We start from the raw sequence: 19864 nt of genomic DNA on the forward strand, positions 1-19864 counted from the left end.
TGGGGATGGATGATGGCGCAGTGTACCGTGCGTGTCGTCGGACAGTCGTCCTGAGCCCGGAGAAAACCATGAATCAGCCACTGGCGGACATGCTGCGGTACAACAAATGGGCCAACCAGACGCTCTTCGAAGCGTGTCGCGCACTGAGCGACGAGCAACTCGACGCCGCGATCGACTGGACTTCGGGCACGATACGGGCTTTGCTCCTGCACCTCGCGGGCGGCCAGCAGACCTTCGTGCTGCGGACGCAGGGCCGCCAGCACGCAGGCGAGTTGAATCGCTGGAGCGTATGGCCCGGGTTTGACGCCGTACTCGACGTCCTGAGTCGATCCAGCGACGAGTTGATCGCGATCGCAGAAAAAGCGGATGGCGAAGCGACGGCCGACCTTGCGTGGCAGGGGAAGGTGTTCCGCTTCCCGAAAAACTTCTTCCTTGTGCACGCCATGGAACACGGCGTCGAACATCGCACCGAGATCAAGCTCGCGCTTGCCAGCATGGGCGTCGAGACGCCCGACCTCGATGGGTGGCACTGGGCCGCTGCTGCGGGGCTGAGCAGCGAAGTCTGAATCCGCCGGCGCCGGTTATGGCTCCGTTTGGGCTGTGCCCGTCGCGGCGGCACCTCCCGTCGTGCCCATCAGCATCAGGACTCCCGCGACGAGCGCCCATACGGGCAGCGCAAGCATCGGAACGAAGATCACCGCGAACAGCAAAACGATCGCGGCGAGCACGCCGAGCCATCCGAACCAAACTGGAAGAATGCGCTCGCGCAGCACCGCTGCCGATACGACGGCGATGAGCAATGCCGCCGACAACCCACCCCAGATGAGCAAACTGCCGTAGCCGATGCCATCGAGGAAGCGAGCGACGCCCGGATCGACGGGATCGTCGTCGAACAGTGCGCTCGCGCCGACTGCGGCGATGCCGATGCCCCCTGCGAACAGCGCAACAGCCGTCATGACGGCCGCGCCGAGCGTCAACGACGTGTAGGTCGCTGCGTCTCTGCGAGCGGCGCGCAGCAAGGGCAGCAGTCCGAGACCGGTGAACAGCATGAGGGTCAACGCCGCGCCGCTGAACAGGTAGGCCGAGATGAGTTGTTGCCACTGATTGCCGCTGTCCTCGTACCACGCGACGATCTCGGCGTCCGAGTCGGTACCGCCCGGCGGCTCACCTGTCGTAATCGCGGCAGCGACGAGAAGCACAGCGAAGACGATGCCCGCGATCCCGCCTAGTTTGATCATGCTCATCTGGCCCCCTCGCTTTCTCAGGGGCGATGATAGGCCCCGCCGTAACGTTTGTGAAGATCATTGGGGGGGCGCAGCACATCCGGCCGCGGATTGGCGGGGGGAACGTCGGACCCGGGAACGCGGCGGTAAGTGGACGGATGGGCCGCTTCTGGCGAGGTTCGCGGGGCTGCCGGGCACGTTGGTGGCGACGATGCGACGAGCCTCTTGCAACCGATCGCGATCAATGGCACACTCATGTCTCCATAGACGATACTGATACACGCCGTCTCATCGGGTTGTATCGCGGCCCGTCGGCCGAGAATAGGGCGAGTTTACGTGGACCTCGGGCAGGTCGAAGCGTTCGTACAGGTCGCGCAGCATCGCAGTTTCAGCAAGGCTGCCGATGCGCTCTTCCTCACACAGCCGTCGGTCACAGCGCGCATTCAGTCCCTGGAACGCGATCTCGGCGAAGCGCTGTTCGAGCGCAACGGCCGCGGCGTGCGGCTCACGGAGATGGGAACGGCGTTTCTTCCGTATGCGCGCCGCGCGCTGAAGGCCCTGCAAGAGGGCCGCGACGCGATCAACGGCATGCGCAACCTCGACATCGGCACGTTGAAGCTTGGTTCGGCGCTGACGGTGAGTACGTACGTGCTCCCGAAGATCCTGAAGAGCTACTGCACGATGTACCCCGGCGTCGAGGTGAGCGTGCACACCGGGCGTTCGGAGCAGGTGCTGCAGATGGTGCTCTCCGATGACGTCCACTGCGCGCTGGAGCGCACCGTGCAGCATCCAGACATCACGACCGTGCCGCTGTACGAAGACGACCTGGTGCTCGTCGCGGCGCCTGAGCACCGCTTCGCGCACGTCGGCGCCGCGACAATCGAGGAGATCGGCCGCGAGCCGCTAATCCTGTTCGACCGCGGTTCGAGCTACAACGCGCTGATCCAGGGGGTCTTCCGGCAACACGCGATCGTGCCGGAGACGTTCATGGAACTGGACACGATCGAAGCGACGAAGAAGATGGTCGAAGAAGACCTGGGCATCGCGCTATTGCCGAAGGTGTCGATCGAACGCGAACTGGACCTGGGGCGTTTGCGGATCGTCGACGTCTCGAACGCGGCGCTGCCCAGGCGCCAGATTTCGCTGATCTACCGCAAGAATCGCAAGTACACGCGCGCCGTGCAGGCGTTTTTCTCACTGCTGGCCGAGTCGTATAGCGCCACGATCCCCGACGGGGCGCTGGTGGGCGTGGCGTAGGCACCTCGTGCTAACCCGCGCCAGAGCAGAGTACGGACGGACCCCTCGATGACCAGGCGCTGGTCGTCGACGTGCGCGACAAGCGGCTCTCGGTGCTGACGGGATGCGGCCCAGGCTAAGCTTTCACACCGGCCGCGGCGCGGATCTCCTTGAGGCGGTCGATGTTCGGCTTGTCCGGCCCCTTGCCTGCCCCGTCGATCTTGTAGCCCGGCACTTCGAGCAGCAGCGGTACCTCGGCCACCGCCGGATGCGAGAGCAGCGCCGCGAAGCCCTCGCGGCCGATTTTGCCGTCGCCGATGTTTTCGTGCAGGTCACGGCCGGCGCCGAGCGCAGCCTTCGAGTCGTTGCAGTGGATCGCAGCGAGGTTCTGGAGGCCGATCTCGCGGTCGAATTCTTCAAGCGCAGCGGCGACACCCGCGGCATTGCTCAGATCGTAGCCTGAGGCGAACGCATGGCAGGTGTCCAGGCACACCTTGGCGCGCGGGTGGTCGATGCGCTTGATGATGGCGCCAAGCTCCCCGAACTTCGAGCCGATGACGCCGCCCTGACCCGCTGAGTTCTCGAAGATCATCCAGGTGTCTTCCGGCGTTTCGCCGAGCACGCGCCTCGCCGCTTCGCAGATCTGTTCGAAGACGCTCTCGATGCCGACGCCCTTGTGGCTCCCGGTGTGAAAGACCACGCCGCGCGCGCCAATGCGTCCGGCGATGTTCAGGCTGCTTCGCAGCGTGCTGGCCGACGTCTTGAAGATCTTCGCGTCGGCGCTCGCCAGGTTCATCAGGTACTTGCCGTGGATGAACAGCGGCGCCAGCCCGGACGCAATCATGCGCGCGCGGAACTCGTCGACCTGCGCATCCTCGAGGCGTGCGGTGCCCCATTGTTGTGGCGCCGATTCGAAGATCTGCAGGCACTCGGCGCCGATCGCCTCGGCGCGGTCGAAACCGGTCACAAGGCCGCCGGCTGTCGAGACGTGGGCGCCGATCTTCATGACGGCGTCTTCGCGTGCCGTGGCCGGCGCGCACGGGCGATGCGCTCGATGATGCGTCGGATGCCGCGTCCGGCGACCATCGACGTGACGGCGTGCTCGTAGGCTTCCGCACTGGCCGGCGCGCCGACCACCGTAGCGACACCCGAGTCGAGATCGACGCTGACGTGCCGCACGCCTTCGATGCGCTCCAGGCCTTGCCGGGTACGGACGGCGCACACCTTGTCGCAGACCAGGCCCTCGACCTGGATCAGCGTGACATCTCCGTCACGCGAGAGGACGCGTGTCGTGGGATTCGTGAGCAATCGACGCCAGAGGATCCGCATGCTTCGATCGTACCTCAGGCCGTGCCCGGCGGCGACGCAGGAAGCGGCCTTTCGAGCGAATCGACGGCCCGATCCCAAAGTCGCGGCGATCGGATAACCTGCGGCATTATGTCCAAGGTTCTACGCGTAGACGCCCGCCACCAGCGGGTCACCGAGGAGCAGGCGCCCGAGGCGTGGCGGCTGCTCGGGGGCCGCGCGCTCACCTCGCACATCATCGCCGAAGAGGTCGACGCATCCATCGACCCGCTCTCGGACGAAGCGAAGCTCGTCTTCGCGCCCGGACTGCTCGGCGGCACGGCGATCACGACCTCGGGCCGCACCTCGTTCGGCGCGAAGAGCCCGCTGATGGACGGGCTCAAGGAATCGAACGTGGGCGGCGTGCTCGGGCACAAACTGGCGAAGCTCGGTATCAAAGCCGTCATCGTCGAAGGCGCGCCCGTCGACGGCCAGATGCACGTCCTGTACATCGGCGCCGATGCCTCATGGCGGTTCGAGCGTGCGGACGAATTCCGCGGACTCGGGACCTACGAGACATCGCAGCGCCTGCTCGATGGCGCTTCCAGTAAGACGCGCGCCGTCGTCAGCATCGGCCCGGCGGGTGAAATGCGGATGCGGGCTGCATCGATAGCCGTCAACGATCCGGAGGGGCGCCCGACACGCCACGCCGCGCGCGGTGGCCTCGGCGCGCTGATGGGGGCGAAGGGACTCAAGGCGATCGTCATCGATGATGACGGCGCAAAGAACGTGGACGCGGCGGAGCCGGCGGCGTTCCGCGAAGCGATGCTCGCGTTCTCAAAGATCGTGCTCGACGATCCGCGCACGCACAATCTCTCGCGTACCGGCACCGCCGGCGTGATCAAGTTCGTCAACCGCGACAACGTGCACTCGCTGCCGACGCGCAACCATCGACTCGGCACGATGGCCACCGGCGATGCCATCGGCGGGCAACGTATCGCTGAACTCGGCGAAGAGCGCGGCGGCAAGATGCTGCCGTGTATGGCGGGCTGCATCATCAAGTGCGCGATCCTCTTCAACGACGCGCGCGGCGAGCACGTAACGTCGGCGCTGGAGTTCGAGACGATCGCACTGCTCGGCAGCAACCTGGAGATCGACGACGTCGACGCCGTAGCGCAGATGGACCGCCTCTGCGACGACCTCGGGCTCGACACGATCGAGATGGGTAACGCGTTTGGCGTCGCGATGGAAGCCGGCGTGCTGCAATGGGGCGACTGGCGCGGCGTCATCCGTACGTTCGAGGAGGACGTGCGCCATGGCACGCCGCTAGGCCGCACGCTCGGCGACGGCACGCAGCGCACCGCGCACGCGTACGGCATCGACCGGGTGCCAACAATCAAGGGGCAGGGGCTGCCGGCGTGGGAGCCACGGACGCTGAAGGCGATGGGCATCACCTACGCCACGAGCCCGCAGGGCGCCGACCACACCGCCGGACTCGTCACCGCGCGCGGCGTCACGCACGAGACCCTGCTGAAGCAGTCGCGGCACGAGCAACTCGTGATGGCAGCGGTGGATTCGGTCGGCTTGTGCCAGTTCTCGAACCCGGTCGAAGCGGACATGGCGAAGTTCGTGAGCGCGATGTACGGCGTGCAATGGACGCAAGCGGACGCGCTGGCACTCGCGACGCGGGTGCTGATCACGGAGCGTGATTTCAACCGGCGTGCGGGCTTCGGGCGGGACGCGGAGTACGTCGCGGCGTTCCTGCGCAGCGAGCCGCTGCACACGTCCGAAGGCGACATGGTGTTCGACGTAGACGACGCGATCATCGACGACTTCTGGGACTTCGAGTAGGGTTCCCCGCCATTATTAACGCTTACAGAGCATGCCGTTCGTGACCTTGCGGAAGAGCGTACGGCGTCGGCGTGAACCTGCGAGTCGCCGCATGAGCGTTGCCGGGCTCACCCTCCACTGGTTATGATCTCCCGAATCGAACGCCTGCCCCGTACTCGCGAAGGACACTGCCATAGCTAAAGACCTGCGCATCAACGAGAAAATCCGCGTCCGCGAAGTCCTCGTCATCGACGATGACGGCAACAAGCTCGGTGTGATCCCGATCCAGCAGGCGCTGGACATGGCCCGCGAACGGGGCGTCGACCTCGTCGAAGTGGCCCCCAACTCCAACCCGCCCGTCTGCCGCATCCTCGACTACGGCAAGTTCAAGTACGAGCAGGCCAAGAAGGAGCGCGACGCCCACAAGCACCAGCGCCAGGTGACCGTGCGCGAGGTGCGCTTCAAGACGAAGATCGGCCAGCACGACCTCGACTTCAAGGCGAAGGTGATCGGCAAGCTGCTCAAAGCTGGCGACAAGGTCAAGGTCTCGGTATTGTTCCGCGGCCGTGAGATCACCCACCCCGAGATCGGCCGCGATCTGCTCCAGCGCGTCGCGAAGAAGATCGTCGAGGAGGAGGGGGCGGCGACCATGGAGAAGCACATCTCCATGGAGGGGCGCTTCATGACGATGATCCTGGCGCCCGTCGTCGCGAAGGCGCCGGCGAAGCCCAAGGAGCCGCGCGCGCCGCGGCCGCAGGCCGAGCAGCCGGAGGCCCAGGCCCAGCCGCAGGAAGAAACCCAGATGGCGGCCGCGCTCAAGGCGGCGGGCGCCGCAGCAGAGTAGAGACCGATGCCAAAGCTGAAGACGCACAAGGGCGCCGCGCGGCGCATCAAGATCACCGGCTCGGGCAAGTACACGAGCCGCAAGGGCAGCATCAGCCACCGCAAGACGCGCAAGTCGAAGCAGGCGAACGCCGCCGGCGACGAGATGTTCGTCGTGTCGCGCCCCAACCAGCGGATGCTGCGGAAGCTGCTGCCCTACCACTAGTCCGCCTTCGGCGGACACAACAGACAACAGAGAACAGACAACAGAAGCAGACAACAGAAGGCGGGAATGAACGTAACGATCCAAAGCCCGGACATCACGCAGCGCATCGCGACCTCTGTTGTCTGTTGTGTGTTGTCTGCGCTAGCTCCGGAGGAGCTTCCATGCCGAGGGTGAAGCGCGGCGTCACGACCCGCGCGCGACACAAGAAGATCCTGCAGCTGACGAAGGGCCACAAGGGCCAGCGTCACCGCGTCTTCCGGCGCGCCAACGAGTCGATGCTGCACGCGCTCGACTACGCCTACGTGCATCGGCGCGAGCGCAAGGGCGACTTCCGCAAGCTCTGGATCGCGCGCATCAACGCCGCGGCGCGGCTCAACGGCACGACGTACAGCCGCCTCATCGACGGCCTCGCCAAGGCCGGCGTCGCGGTCGACCGCAAGATCCTTGCGGACCTGGCGGTACACCAGCCGCAGGCCTTCGCCGCGCTCGCGCAGAAGGCCACGCCGGCGCAGTAGCGCCTGGATCATGCAAGAACACACGATCGTGCTGTACTCACAGGGCTTCTGCGAGTTTTCGGAGATGGTGCGCCTGCACCTCGAGTCGCGCGGCCAGAAGTACACCGAGCGCGACGTCGACATCGATCCGTCCGCCCGCGAGGACATGATGAAGCTCGGCGCTACCGGTACGCCGGTCACCGTGATCGACGACGAGGCCGTCATCGGCTTCGACGACGCCGTGATCGACCAGCTGCTCGGCTTCACGCCCTACAACCCTCCGGAGCACCTGGACGGGCCGACGCTCGAAGATCGATAGCCAGCGTCGCGCCACCACCGACGGGGCGTTGCACACACCGCCAAGCGGCGCGACAATTGCGCCCCTGAGCTTTGCGGAGGACGCCCATGCTGCCAACGCCCGACCTGTCACACGATGCACCGTGGAAGCGCCGGTTCCGCGCCTGGACGGTGGCGGGTGCCGCCGTCGCCTCGCGAGAACCGACGCGTGGCATTGCGATCACCAACAAGACCGGCGTCTACCAGGTGTACGCGTGGGACGTGCGTACGGGTGATCTCCGCCAGCTCACGTTCAAGCCTTCGGGGAAACCGACCGCATCGCTGAGCCCCGATGGCCGCTTCGTCTACTACCTGGACGATGAACAGGGCAACGAACTTGGCCATCTCGTGCGCGCGCCGTTCGAGGGCGGGGAGCCCATCGACTTGACGCCAGACCTGCCGCAGTACGCACTATCCGCAACGGCCATCAGCCGCGATGCGCGCACGCTCGCCTTTACGACCGCGACGCGAGACGGCTTTCATACGTACGTCTGCCCGCTCTCGGCCGACTGTGACGTCGGCGAGCGCCGACCGTTGTTCCACACGCGACGACTCATGCGGGGACTGAACCTGTCGAACGACGGGGCGGTCGCCGTGCTGGGGCTCACCGAGCGCAGCGGCAGCACGGACACGGACCTCGTTGCTATCGACACGGCGACCGGAGAGCGCATCGGCGAGTTGTACGACGAGGGCGCGACGCTCGCCGCGGTGCGCTTTTCGCGCGTCCCTGGTGACGAGCGGCTGCTCTGCTCGACGACGCGCAGCAACAACATCAGGCCGTTGATCTGGAACCCGCGGCCCGGCGAGCGCATCGACTATGAGTTCCCAGAACTGAGTGGCGCCGTATCACCCGCCGACTGGTCCGGCGATGCCGAACGCGTCTTACTGATGCAGATCGATCAAGCGGTACAGCATCTGGCTGTGTACGACCTGGGTGCGGGCGCGCTCATCATGCTCGATCACCCGCCGGGCACGATCGCCAGCGCCCACTTCGCTGAGCATGACGAGATCTTCGCGCACATCCAGGATTCGACCACGCCCGGCAGGCTCGTCGCGCTGGACGCAGGCACCGGAACACAGAACCGCGTCGTGCTGACGGGCGAAGACGCACCGCCGGGCACGCCGTGGCGATCGATCACATACTCCTCGACCGCAGGCGCGCAGATCCAGGCATGGCTCGCGACGCCCGATGGCCCCGGTCCCTTTCCGACGATCCTCCACATGCACGGCGGCCCCGACGCGGTGCAAACGAACCTCTTCGTGCCGTCGGTACAGGCGTGGCTCGACCATGGCTTCGCGATCCTCGATATCAACTATCGCGGCTCGGTGACGTTCGGGCGCGAGTTCCAGCAATGCATCCGCGGTGATCTCGGCCACTGGGAGGTCGATGATATTGCCGCGGCGCACGCGTCGCTCATCGCGAGCGGCATCGCGAAGGAAGGGCAGATCTTCCTGAATGGCGGCTCGTACGGCGGCTATCTGACGCTGATGGGTCTCGGCAAGCTGCCCGGACTGTTTGCCGGCGGCATGGCCATCGTCGCGATCGCCGACTGGACGCTGATGTTCGAGGATCAGGCGGAGACGCTGCGCCGCTACCAGGCCGCGCTGTTCGGTGGCACGCCCGATGAGTTGCCGGAGCAGCATGCGGCAAGTTCGCCGATCACCTACGCGTCGAACATCAGCGCTCCGCTGCTCGTGATCCAGGGAGCGAACGACACGCGATGCCCGCCGCGGCAGATGAAGGTGTATGAAGAGAAGCTCCTCGAATTGGGTAAGGACGTGCAGCTGCGCTGGTTCGAGGCGGGGCACGGGTCCTACGCAACGGAGCAGAACATCGAGCATCAGGAACTCATGCTCCAGTTCGCATACCGGGTGTTGCAGTCTCAGTCCGAGGCCGTTTCTGTCTAGCCGCGCAGTTCCGCGCCGAATTCTCGTTTGAGCCGCTCAAGCAGTTTGCGCTGGGCCTTCGCAACTTCGTCGTCTGTCAGCGTGTGATCCTCCGACTGGTACACGAGGTCGAACGCCACTGACTTTTTTCCGGCCGGCACCTGATCCCCGCGATACACGTCGAAGATGCGCGCCGAGCGCACGAGTTGCGCGCTCTCCATCACGCGCTGCATCGCGCCCGCCGGCACGTCTTCATCGACGATCAGCGCGATATCCTGCTCCACCGCCGGGAATCGAGAGATCCGCTGCATGCGTTTTCGACGTCCCGCGAACGGCAGCACGTCGTCGAGGACGATGTCGAACAGGTAGACATCCTGCTGAATGTCAAACCCCGCAGCGACATCCGGGTGCACCTGCGCCAGCACGCCGACGCGGTGACCGCCGACGCGCACCTCGGCACTGCGACCGGGCGCCATCGCGTACTCCGTCACGGGGACGTACTCCGCATCCACGTTTACGCCATCGAACAACGCTTCGACGTACGCCTTCGCGTCGAAGAAGTCGACGCTATGGTCGGACGGGCGGCCCCAACGGTCGGGGCGCCGGCCGCTGACCACGCCCGTGATGTGCTCGCGCTCGTCGGGTAACGCGTCGGCGCCCGGGTATGCGTCTACCTGCTCGGCACGTGATTCTGGGCGCTGATAGGTACGCGCCGCCTCGAAGATCGCGATCTCGCCCTTGTCGAACCGCAGGTTGGCTGCGAGCGTCTGCAACAGTGACGGCCGAAGCGTCGGACGCAGGTATTCGTGTTCAGCGCTGATCGGGTTCACCATTCGGTACGGCGGGTGGATCGCGAGGTCTTCCTTCGGTGTCAGTTTCGCGATGGCACCGAGCGTCGTGAGCGCATACGTGATGACTTCCTGCATCCCGGCCGCGGCGAGCACGTCCCGCGCGCGTTCGCGTAGGTCGCGAAGCGGCGTTTCAATCGGCGCCGGCAAGCTGCCAGCCAGCGGCTCGGCGGGGATCTCGTCATAGCCGATGATCCGTGCCACTTCCTCGACGACATCGTCAGCGATGTGCACGTCTGAGCGCCAGTACGGCACGCGCACCACGTATCGGTCGGGCGGCACCCAGCGCGCGGAAAACCCGAGCGATGTCAGGACGCTGCGCACTTTCGACGTCGGCGGGTCGATGCCAAGCACGGTCGCCAGCCGCGCGCGCGTCAGTTCGACGCGGATCTCCCGCGTCTTGCCGGGATAGGCATCGATATTCCCGACGCGGGCGCGCCCGCCGCAAACCTCGACGAGCAGCTTCGTCGCTCGCTTGGCTGCGACGAGCGCCAGTTCAGGCGCGAGGCCCTTCTCGAACCGCGCCGACGCTTCCGTGCGCACCTTCAAGGCGGCGCTGGTGCGTCGTATGTTCGGACCGGCGAAGTTTGCGACTTCCAGCAAGATGTTGGTAGTGCCCTCGGTGACTTCGCTGTCGATACCGCCGATGACGCCGGCAAGCGCCACGGGGCCGCGCTCGTCGGCAATCACCAGCATGTCCGCCGTCAGCGTGCGAGTTTCGCCGTCGAGCGTCGTGAATCGCTCGCCGGCATCTGCGCGCCGGACGATGATGTGGTGATTGGCGACGCGGTCGTAGTCGAACGCGTGCATCGGCTGCCCCAGCTCCAGCATCACGTAGTTGGTAACATCGACAACGCTGTTGATCGGCCGTTGGCCCACCGCTATCAGTCGCTCCTGCAGCCAGGCGGGCGACGGGCCGATCTTCACACCCTCGACGACCGTGGCGATGTAGCGACGGCACAGATCCGCGTCCGCGATGTCGACGGCGGCAGATCCCTTGATCGCACCGCCCTCGGCTTCGTACTCGAGCGAAGGCTCGCGCACGCTCTCGCCGGTGAGCGCGGCGACTTCTCGCGCGATGCCGACGACGGAAAGCCAGTCGGGGCGGTTCGAGGTCAACGACAGCTCGAATATCGTGTCGCCGATCACGTCGGCGAGTCGCTTGCCGAGCGGCGTATCCGGCGGCAATTCCAGGATGCCCTCGTGCGCGTCGGAGATGTTCAGCTCGTATTCGCTGAGCACCATGCCTGCGGACTCGACGCCGCGGATCTTCGCGGGTTTGAGCACGCCGGTTTTTCCGCTGTGCCCGTCGCGCACCTTCGCGCCAACCACGCCAAACGCGATTTTCTGGCCGACGGCGAGATTCGGCGCGCCGCACACCACGCGATGCGTCTCTTCGGCTCCGAGCGTGACCGTCGCGAGACGCAGGCGGTCGGCGTTCGGGTGCGGGTCCACCGCGAGCACGCTGCCAACGCGGATCTCGTCGCCCCAGTCGCCGCCGCTGCGCTCGATACGGTCGACCTCGATGCCGCCGATGGTCAGGCGTTCGGCCAGTTCCCCCGGCGACAACCGCAGGTCGACGTACTCGGCGAGCCAGTTGAGAGAAAGACGCATCGAACTCTTCTAGGCGAGCTGACGCAGCAAGCGCAGGTCGTTCTGGTACCAGTAGCGGATGTCATCGACCCCGTAGAGTTGCATCGCCAGGCGCTCAACGCCCATCCCGGCCGCAAAGCCCGTGTACTTCTGCGAGTCGATGCCCATATTCTCCAGGATCTCCGGATGCACCATGCCCGCGCCGAGCATCTCGATCCAGCCGGTCTGGTGGCAGGTCTGGCAACCGGCGCCCGCGCACGCGAAGCAGTCCATCAGCACCTGCGCGCCGGGTTCGACGAACGGGAAGTACGTCGCGACCAGCCGGATCCGGCGTTCGCCCCCGAACAAGCGGCGAAACAGCTCGAGCAGCGTCCCCTTCAGATGCGTCATCGAAAGCCCTTCGTCGACGGCGAGGACCTCGACCTGCGTCATCTGCCACTCATGCGTCGTGTCCGTCTGCTCGTAGCGATACGCGCGGCCCGGGACCGCGATGCGGATCGGCGGCTTGTACTGCTCCATGAAGCGGATTTGCGCCGGCGACGTATGCGTGCGGAGCAGCATCGGCCGGTGGCCGTTGACCTGCTCGTCTACCCACATGGTGTCCCACATATCGCGCGCCGGATGATCTGCCGGGATGCGCAGCGCGTCGAAATTGTAGAACTCGAGCTCAACCTCAGGCCCTTCGACGATCGAGAAGCCCATCGAGCGGAAGGCATCGCTGATGCGCCGCACGAGCTGCGTGACCGGATGCAGGCCGCCCTTCGGGCGCGGCCGCGCCGGCAACGTCACGTCGATCGTGCCGGTTTCGAGCGATGCGGCGAGCTGCACAGTCCGAATCTCCTCGGACCGCGCCGCGAAGCGCCCTTCCAGTTCGTCCTTGAGCGCATTGGCGGCGGCGCCGATCTGCTTTCGCTCGTCGATCGAAAGTTCCGCGAGTCTACGCAGCACGCCGGTGAGCCGCCCCTTCCGCCCGAGGTACTCGATCCGCCACGCGTCGAGCGCGGCGAGATCAAAAGCGATGGCGAGCGACGAAAGCGCATCGTCGCGGAGCTGCTGGACGGTCTCGGCCGGCATGGGCCTCCCCTGCAGGTTGGTGATGCGCGGCATTATAGGCGCCGTCCGTTGAAAGCGCGAAGCGGGCCCGTGGGTGCGCGGAGGGGAGCCTGGCGGCCTGCGGGCGCATGTCCGAGATGCCTTGGAGCGCGGGCAGACGGCCAACGCTGCAACCTTGAGACCAACTGGCGCACGCGTACGACGGAGGAGGAGCGCCCAACCGGCCTTAACGCTCTCCCCAAAAGTCACGGCCGCAGAGTTATTGCAGGTTGACGATCGTGTCGAGGTGCGCGCCGCCCGGCATCGTGCGCTTGATCGTCAGGTATGCACCACTGGGAGGCCGCACTTCGATCAGGAACTTGCGCCCGCTGGCCAGCGGCGGGTAAATCGAAGAAACGTCGATCAGGACCGCCGCCAGCTCGCCCGTCTCGAGCAGATGGTCGCCGTCCCCGACGGTCCAGGTGACGGTGTACGGCAACTCGCGTATCGCGTTCGCCTCGTCGATAAAGCTGACTACCGTGCGGTCCAGCGGCGCCAGGGGATCGAGATTCACCCCGTCATCGCCGCCGATCGCGAGCGCGACGTCGATCGAGATGGCGTTCGCTTCCTGCCCGTCGGTGATGGCGACCACAGGGCCGCGGATCTCCAGGCCGTTTACGGAGCGCGAGAGCGCATCGTTGAGCGTCCGCTCGACCTGCCCGCTGCTGGTGAGGCCCGTCGTCAGGACCACACCGCCGAAGGCCGACCCGACGACCAGAAATCCCGACGTGATGAGGATCATCTCGAGCGCCGAGACACCAGACTGGCTTTTGAGGAGGCGGAGACCACGTCGTATACGGCTCATACAGAAGCCAACGGAGGGATCGCCGCGCCCGTTGCCGGCTGCTTGACGCGGGCGCGTCAAGTAACGAGGTGGCATGAAGGCTCACCGGCGGCCCGGCGGCGACCTGCCCGAAACCCTGCGGGCCTGCTCCTGCTGCGCGCGAAACGGTCCTCCGCGACCGATCGGCGAACGACCGGCAGCCTCAGATCATAAGAATCCTCCGACGTACGGACGCGTCTCGATACAATGACTCCGCGACATGTCCGAATCCCAGACCTCCGCTCTTCGAAAAACTGCCCTCTTCGACCTGCACGAGCGGCAGGGAGCGCGCATCGTCCCGTTTTCCGGCTGGGCGATGCCTGTCCAGTACAGGGGCATCGTCGAGGAGCATCACGCAGTGCGACGGCGCGCGGGCGTATTCGACGTGTCGCACATGGGCCGGCTCTTCGCCGTCGGCTCGGACGCGGCGCGGCTGCTTCGGCGCGCCGTGACGTACGACGTGACGAAGCTGCCGGAGGGGCGCGGCCATTACACGCTTCTCTGCACGCCCGAAGGCGGCATCATCGACGATCCCTACGTCTATCGCCTCGATGCGCAGCGGTTCCTCGTCGTCGGCAACGCCGCCAACGCTGAGCACGACGCGACGCACGTCGCCTCGCTCGTCGCGAACGGCATGGATGTCGAATTGCTCGACCGGCAGGAGCAGACGGTGATGCTGGCGGTGCAGGGGCCAGCGGCGAGCGGTTATCTCTCGCGGGTCATCGGACCGGAAGTGGCGGCGATGGAGAAGCGCGCGTGTACGGAGCTGCCGTTCATGCAGTACAAGCTCTTCGTGTCGCGCACCGGCTACACGGGTGAAGACGGTTTCGAACTGGTCACGTCTCCCGAAGCGGGGCGGGCACTCTGGCGACAACTGCTCGCGGAGGGCGTGGAGCCATGCGGGCTCGGCGCGCGTGACACGCTGCGGCTCGAAGCCGCGCTGCCGCTCTGGGGCAACGACATCGACACGACGACGAATCCCTACGAGGCGGGACTCGGATGGCTCGTGAGCCTGCGTGACGGCGCGGACTTCATCGGGCGGGGCGCGCTCGAACAGATCAAGCGGGATGGCGTCACGCAGAGGCTATCGCACCTCCGCGCGAACGGCCGCGGCGTGATCCGGGACACGTATCCGGTGATGAAGGACCGCAAGCAAGTGGCGATCGTCGCGAGCGGCGGCTTTTCGCCGACGCTGGGCGTGAGCATCGCGATGGCGTACCTCCCGCTCGACCTGACTCCCGAAGGCACCACGCTCGACATCGACGTGCGCGGTCGCATGGTGCCGGTCGAAGTCGTGCCGCGGCCGTTCATCGGCGGTTCGGCGAAGGCCAGGAAGACGAAGGGCGCCGCATAACACCTAAGGTGGCAACCTTCACAAACACCGTAGGGCGGGCTTTCAGCCCGCCAAAGTGGAGCAAGCATGACGAGTCCGGAGATATTCGAGCGCGGGCTTTCAGCCCGCCAAAGTGGAGCGAGCATGACGAGTCCGGAGATGTTCGAGCGCGGGCTTTCAGCCCGCGCGGACCACCGAGAATCACGCGATCTCGATATTTATTCGTTCGCAAGAACCTGGTCGGAGTGAGCATGGCGAGTCCAGCGGACCGGCGGTACTCGAAGGAACATGAGTGGGTGAGGCTCGACGGCGATTCGGCGCGCGTCGGCATCACGGACTACGCCCAGAATCAACTCGGCGACATCGTGTACGTGGATCTGCCCGAGGCGGGTGCGAACATTGCCCAATTCGAGAAAATGGGGGAGATCGAGTCGGTGAAAGCCGTCTCGGATTTGTACTCGCCGATCTCGGGCGAAGTAATCAGTGTCAACCAGGGCGTCGTCGAGAAACCGGAGACGGTGAACAGCGACCCGCACGGCGAAGGCTGGCTGATCGAAGTGCGCATGGCTGATGCGTCGGAGCCGGACAAACTCATGAGCGCCGAAGAGTACGATGCCTTCATCGAAGCAGAACAGCGCGACGAATCGATCGGCCCGTAACGACGCGAGCCCGAGCGTTCACCATCATTCGAGCGCGGGCTTTCAGCCCGCGCGGCATAACAGGAGGAGCGCCGAATTACAGCACGCAGGTAATATCGCGATCGTAGAGACGTAGCTTTAGCTGCGTCCGGCGCGCGCGGCATAACAGAAGGAGCACCGAATTCCAGCACACACGTGATAACGCGACCGTAGGGACGTAGCTTTAGCTGCGTCCGGCGCGCGGGCATAACAGAAGGAGCACCGAACTACAGAACACACGTCATATCGCGATCGTGGGGACGTAGCTTTAGCTGCGTCCGGAAGAGGCAGCGCAGCAGGAACCAACCACCACCACAGCGAAGGAGCGCATCGACGGGCAGGGAGGGCGCGATATCGTGACACTGGACGTTAGACCAAGACCAGACGATGCGAGGGCGGGGCGCTCTCGAACAACGACAGAGGTCATACCGCCAGAAGTGCAACACCCTTACATCCCGCTTACCGACGACGACCGCAACGAGATGCTCGCGAAGATCGGCGCGGCGTCGACCGATGAGCTGTTCGAAGACATCCCTGCGGCGTACCGCAAGCCGGCGCTCGACCTTCCCGACCCGCTCTCCGAGCTGGAACTGATCGACGAAATGCAGGCGCTTGCGTCGCAGAACCGCTCGGCGGGCGAGTACGCGTGCTTCCTGGGCGCGGGCGCCTACCGCCACTTCCGGCCGTCGCTCGTCGATGAACTGGTCATGCGCGGCGAATTCCTGACGAGCTATACGCCGTACCAGCCGGAGGTCAGCCAGGGCACGCTGCAGACCATCTTCGAGTTCCAGTCGGTGGTTTGTGAGCTGACCGGCATGGACGTCGCGAACGCCGGCATGTACGACGGCGCATCGGCGCTCGCGGAGGCCTGCCTGATGGCGTGCGCCGTCACGGGCCGCCGTCGCGTAGCGATATCAGAGCGCGTTCACCCGAACTGGCTCGCCGTCGTGCAGGGCTACGCCCACGGGCGCGGCATCGAAGTCGATGTGCAGCCTCACGGCGCCTTCGCTGTGAACGAAGAGCATGCGTGCCTCGCCGTCGCGCAGCCGGACTTCTACGGCCGCATGTCGCCCGATGCCGCGGCGTGGGGCGAAGCAGCGCACGCCGCGGGCGCGCTGTACGTCGTCGCCGCCGATCCGATCAGCCTGGCGATGTTCCGTCCGCCCTCGGACTACGGCGCAGACATCGTCGTCGCCGAGGGCCAATCGCTGGGCGTGCCGTTGTCATACGGTGGTCCGTACGTCGGCTTGTTCGCCTGCCGCGAGAAGTTCGTGCGCCAGATGCCTGGCCGTATCGCCGGCCAGACGAAGGACCTCGATGGCCGCACCGGCTACGTGCTGACGCTGCAGACGCGCGAGCAGCACATCCGCCGCGAGCGCGCCACGAGCAACATCTGCACGAGCACGCAGCTCGTCGCGCTGGCGACGACCGTGTACGCGCAGACGCTCGGGCCGCGCGGCCTCCGTCGCGTCGCTGAGCTCTGCTACGAGAAGGCGCACTACGCCGCCGGCCGCATCGCGCACCTCGAAGGCTACACCGTCGAACGCGACGAGCCGTTCTTCCACGAGTTCGTCGTCCGCGCGACGAAGCCCGTCGCCGAAATCAGCCGCGCGCTGCTCGGTCGCGGCATTATCGGCGGACTCGACCTGCGCGATCCCATGCTCAACCGCATGCTGATCTGCGTGACCGAGATGAACAGTCGCGCCGAGATCGACGCCATGGTGGAGGCGTTGGCCGATGCCTGAGACGCACAAGACGCAACCCGAAAACGAACCGCTGGCGATCGCGCTCTCGAGGCCGGGGCGCATTGGCGTAGCGCTGCCCGCATCCGACGTACCCGCGTCGCCCGATGCGCCGCCGCGCGAACTGCTGCGCGACGAGTTACGCCTGCCCGAACTGTCGCAGCTCGACGTCGTGCGCCACTTTACGCGCCTGTCGCAGCTCAACTGGTCGATCGATACGCATATGTACCCGCTCGGCTCGTGCACGATGAAGCTCAACCCCAAGGTCAACGACGCCGTCGCATCGATGTCCGGGTTCGCGCAATCGCATCCCATGCAGCCCGACGAAGACGCGCAGGGCGCGCTCGCCGTCATGCACGGGCTGCAAGATCAACTCGCCGAGATCACCGGGATGGCCGGCACCTCGCTGGCGCCGATGGCTGGCGCGCAGGGCGAACTGGCGGGCATCCTCGTCATCAAGGCGTACCTGGATTCGCTCGGCAACCATCGCCCGCGCATCCTCGTGCCGGACTCCGCGCACGGCACCAACCCGGCGACCGCATCGATGGCCGGCTTCGAGGTCGTCGCGGTGAAGTCACGCGACGACGGCGACATGGACCTCGACGACCTGCGCCGCGCACTCGAAGAGCATGGCCACGCCGTCGGCGCGCTGATGATCACGCTGCCAAGCACGCTCGGCCTGTTCGACCGCAACATCGTCCAGATCGCGGAAATGGTGCATGCGCACGGCGGCCTCATGTACGGCGACGGGGCGAACCTCAACGCGATGCTCGGACAGGTGAAGCCCGGCGACCTCGGCTTCGACGTGATGCACATCAACCTGCACAAGACCTTCAGCACGCCGCACGGCGGCGGCGGCCCGGGCGCGGGGCCGATCGCCGTAAAGGAGCACCTGCTGCCGTTCCTGCCAACGCCGCACGTACGTCTAGCGCCTCACCCCCTGCCCCCCTCTCCATCGAGTGGAGAGGGGGAAGCGGAACGCTACGTGCTCGCCGAGCCGGAGCAGAGCATCGGCCGGCTGGGCGCGTTCCACGGCAACTTCGGTGTGCTCGTGCGCGCCTACGCCTACATCCGCAGCCTCGGCGCCGACGGCCTGCGCACGATCAGCGAGGCCGCGGTGCTCAACGCGAACTACGTGCAGTCACGCCTGCGCGACGCGTACGACCTGGCGCACGACCGCCGCTGCATGCACGAAGTGGTGTTCTCCGGCCGCAAGCAGAAGTCGCAGGGTGCGAAGACGCTCGATATCGCCAAGCGGATGATCGACTACGGCTACCATCCGCCGACGATCTACTTCCCGCTCGTCGTCGACGAAGCGATGATGGTCGAGCCGACCGAGAGCGAGTCGAAAGAGACGCTGGACGCCTTCTGCGATGCCATGCTCAAGATCGCCGAAGAAGCCGCCACCCAGCCCGAACTCCTGCACGAAGCCCCCCACCACGCCCCGCTCCGCCGGCTTGATGAGGCGACCGCCGCCCGCAAACCGGTGCTGCGGTGGTGAGGGCGCTGCGAACGACGTAGTCGCGCTTCGCTACTGCCGCGTCTCCGCCCGCTCGATGATCAGCGCGTACGCCGGCGCATCCGCGACCGGCCGATGCTCCGTGCCCGCGCGGCTCAAGAATGCCTGTGCCGCGTGTATCGGCGCGTCACGACGGCCCCGTCAGCGTAAGACCTTCGACTCCATCGAATGATGTTACGTAGTGCCTCAGGACGTCTCGACCAAGCAAGGACTCGTTGATCTGATTACCGGCATGCGGTTCCGCGATGTACAGCTTGAAGTCGTGATAGCTGACGCTCTTATCGACGTGCATCAGGAAGATCGATGCATCCACGGAGTAATGCGGCATCCCGTGCCCGGCGCCGCCCACGCTCAGCGTCGGACGCCCTCGGATCCACTGCCATTGGTCCGCGGTCGTGATGAGGCGCTCGCTGTCCTGGGGATGCAGCACTGTCATGTCGGCGCCCGTATCGACGAGGAACGAAACGACAATCGGCGACGACCCAGGCAGATCGGGCACCCAGATCACTACGTCGAGTAAGGGCACAGGCGGGTGGTTAGGGGTGTAGGGGCGTGAGACGCCGGGATGGGTAAGGGCGAAGTAGCCTCTGATCACTCAGAACAGGACGTTCGCACGCTCGCGGCGGATTTGATCGATCGCGATCACTCCGAGTGGCCACGCTCGCTTCGTCGCTTCCGCGAGCACCTCCTCGATCGTCGCTCCTAGGACGAGCTCGCCCTCGTATGAGGCTACCCAGTCGCCTTCATGAGACTCGACAAGTTGTTCCCAGGACTCTTCGATCCTGTGATAGTTCGAGTGCGTCTGCTGGATCATCTCCGCCACGCGCTCCGGACTTATGCCTTCCGGGAGCTTCTCGTCCTTCATAAGCGCCTCCCACCCGGCTTCTACTCATCCCGGG

Annotated in this window: 20 protein-coding genes; 12 read left to right on the forward strand and 8 right to left on the reverse strand. The window is 65.8% G+C overall.

The genetic code is table 11. The annotated features are described in order from the left end of the window. Nucleotides 1-68: 68 nt before the first annotated feature. Complete coding sequence (locus WEB52_04455) at nt 69-566, forward strand: DinB family protein (protein MEX2225685.1); 498 nt, start codon at nt 69-71, stop codon at nt 564-566. A 15-nt stretch (nt 567-581) separates the two neighbouring features. Here WEB52_04455 and WEB52_04460 read toward each other — a convergent pair whose 3' ends face one another. After that, nucleotides 582-1244, reverse strand: coding sequence for a DUF4386 family protein (locus tag WEB52_04460; GenBank protein MEX2225686.1), 663 nt, complete (start codon nt 1242-1244; stop codon nt 582-584). Between the two features lie 315 nt (nt 1245-1559). Between WEB52_04460 and WEB52_04465 the strand changes: the two genes are divergently transcribed. Next, complete coding sequence (locus WEB52_04465) at nt 1560-2480, forward strand: LysR family transcriptional regulator (GenBank protein ID MEX2225687.1); 921 nt, start codon at nt 1560-1562, stop codon at nt 2478-2480. Between the two features lie 115 nt (nt 2481-2595). Here WEB52_04465 and WEB52_04470 read toward each other — a convergent pair whose 3' ends face one another. Further along, entirely contained in the window at nt 2596-3465 is an 870-nt protein-coding gene (locus WEB52_04470; protein ID MEX2225688.1) for a deoxyribonuclease IV, read from the reverse strand. Continuing rightward, nucleotides 3462-3788, reverse strand: a complete 327-nt coding sequence (locus tag WEB52_04475) for a heavy metal-associated domain-containing protein (protein MEX2225689.1) — start codon at nt 3786-3788, stop codon at nt 3462-3464. The genes WEB52_04470 and WEB52_04475 overlap by 4 nt, the downstream gene beginning before the upstream one ends. Before the next feature lie 108 nt (nt 3789-3896). Here WEB52_04475 and WEB52_04480 point away from each other — a divergent pair, with 108 nt between their 5' ends. The 6 genes from WEB52_04480 to WEB52_04505 all read left to right on the forward strand — a co-directional run bounded on the left by WEB52_04480 (nt 3897) and on the right by WEB52_04505 (nt 9359). Then, entirely contained in the window at nt 3897-5594 is a 1698-nt protein-coding gene (locus tag WEB52_04480) for an aldehyde ferredoxin oxidoreductase C-terminal domain-containing protein (protein MEX2225690.1), read from the forward strand. 190 nt (nt 5595-5784) lie between these two features. Beyond that, the gene (gene infC, locus WEB52_04485) at nt 5785-6417 is read left to right on the forward strand and encodes a translation initiation factor IF-3 (protein ID MEX2225691.1); all 633 of its coding nucleotides are present in this window, start codon (nt 5785-5787) and stop codon (nt 6415-6417) included. 6 nt (nt 6418-6423) lie between these two features. Further along, a complete protein-coding gene (locus WEB52_04490; protein ID MEX2225692.1) occupies nt 6424-6621 on the forward strand; it encodes a 50S ribosomal protein L35 in 198 nt (65 codons plus the stop codon). 161 nt (nt 6622-6782) lie between these two features. Beyond that, nucleotides 6783-7136, forward strand: coding sequence for a 50S ribosomal protein L20 (rplT, locus tag WEB52_04495; protein MEX2225693.1), 354 nt, complete (start codon nt 6783-6785; stop codon nt 7134-7136). A 10-nt stretch (nt 7137-7146) separates the two neighbouring features. After that, the gene (locus WEB52_04500; protein ID MEX2225694.1) at nt 7147-7434 is read left to right on the forward strand and encodes a glutaredoxin family protein; all 288 of its coding nucleotides are present in this window, start codon (nt 7147-7149) and stop codon (nt 7432-7434) included. Nucleotides 7435-7520: 86 nt separating this feature from the next. Continuing rightward, complete coding sequence (locus tag WEB52_04505) at nt 7521-9359, forward strand: prolyl oligopeptidase family serine peptidase (GenBank protein MEX2225695.1); 1839 nt, start codon at nt 7521-7523, stop codon at nt 9357-9359. Here WEB52_04505 and pheT read toward each other — a convergent pair. The 3 genes from pheT to WEB52_04520 all read right to left on the reverse strand — a co-directional run bounded on the left by pheT (nt 9356) and on the right by WEB52_04520 (nt 13613). Next, nucleotides 9356-11800 carry a phenylalanine--tRNA ligase subunit beta gene (gene pheT, locus WEB52_04510; GenBank protein MEX2225696.1) on the reverse strand — a complete coding sequence of 815 codons (2445 nt, stop codon included), beginning with the start codon at nt 11798-11800 and terminating at the stop codon, nt 9356-9358. The two genes, WEB52_04505 and pheT, sit on opposite strands and share 4 nt — an antisense overlap. Before the next feature lie 9 nt (nt 11801-11809). Then, nucleotides 11810-12853: a phenylalanine--tRNA ligase subunit alpha gene (pheS, locus tag WEB52_04515; protein MEX2225697.1), complete on the reverse strand. Its 1044-nt coding sequence runs from the start codon at nt 12851-12853 to the stop codon at nt 11810-11812. A 238-nt stretch (nt 12854-13091) separates the two neighbouring features. Next, nucleotides 13092-13613, reverse strand: coding sequence for a hypothetical protein (locus tag WEB52_04520; protein ID MEX2225698.1), 522 nt, complete (start codon nt 13611-13613; stop codon nt 13092-13094). A gap of 301 nt (nt 13614-13914) precedes the next feature. Here WEB52_04520 and gcvT point away from each other — a divergent pair, with 301 nt between their 5' ends. From gcvT to gcvPB, 4 genes are all read left to right on the forward strand, one after another. Next, complete coding sequence (gene gcvT, locus WEB52_04525; protein ID MEX2225699.1) at nt 13915-15048, forward strand: glycine cleavage system aminomethyltransferase GcvT; 1134 nt, start codon at nt 13915-13917, stop codon at nt 15046-15048. Between the two features lie 230 nt (nt 15049-15278). Continuing rightward, the gene (gene gcvH, locus WEB52_04530; protein ID MEX2225700.1) at nt 15279-15686 is read left to right on the forward strand and encodes a glycine cleavage system protein GcvH; all 408 of its coding nucleotides are present in this window, start codon (nt 15279-15281) and stop codon (nt 15684-15686) included. A gap of 455 nt (nt 15687-16141) precedes the next feature. Further along, nucleotides 16142-17449, forward strand: a complete 1308-nt coding sequence (gene gcvPA / locus WEB52_04535; protein ID MEX2225701.1) for an aminomethyl-transferring glycine dehydrogenase subunit GcvPA — start codon at nt 16142-16144, stop codon at nt 17447-17449. Then, nucleotides 17442-18947 carry an aminomethyl-transferring glycine dehydrogenase subunit GcvPB gene (gcvPB, locus tag WEB52_04540; GenBank protein ID MEX2225702.1) on the forward strand — a complete coding sequence of 502 codons (1506 nt, stop codon included), beginning with the start codon at nt 17442-17444 and terminating at the stop codon, nt 18945-18947. Before gcvPA ends, gcvPB begins: the two co-directional genes overlap by 8 nt. Before the next feature lie 145 nt (nt 18948-19092). On the opposite strand, the gene WEB52_04545 is transcribed toward gcvPB, so the two are convergent. After that, nucleotides 19093-19464, reverse strand: a complete 372-nt coding sequence (locus tag WEB52_04545; protein MEX2225703.1) for a retropepsin-like aspartic protease — start codon at nt 19462-19464, stop codon at nt 19093-19095. Between the two features lie 96 nt (nt 19465-19560). Further along, the gene (locus WEB52_04550; protein ID MEX2225704.1) at nt 19561-19830 is read right to left on the reverse strand and encodes a hypothetical protein; all 270 of its coding nucleotides are present in this window, start codon (nt 19828-19830) and stop codon (nt 19561-19563) included. Between the last annotated feature and the right edge of the window lie 34 nt (nt 19831-19864).

The organism is Dehalococcoidia bacterium, assembly GCA_040902535.1.
Classification (GTDB): Bacteria; Chloroflexota; Dehalococcoidia; order DSTF01; family JACRBR01; genus JBBDXD01.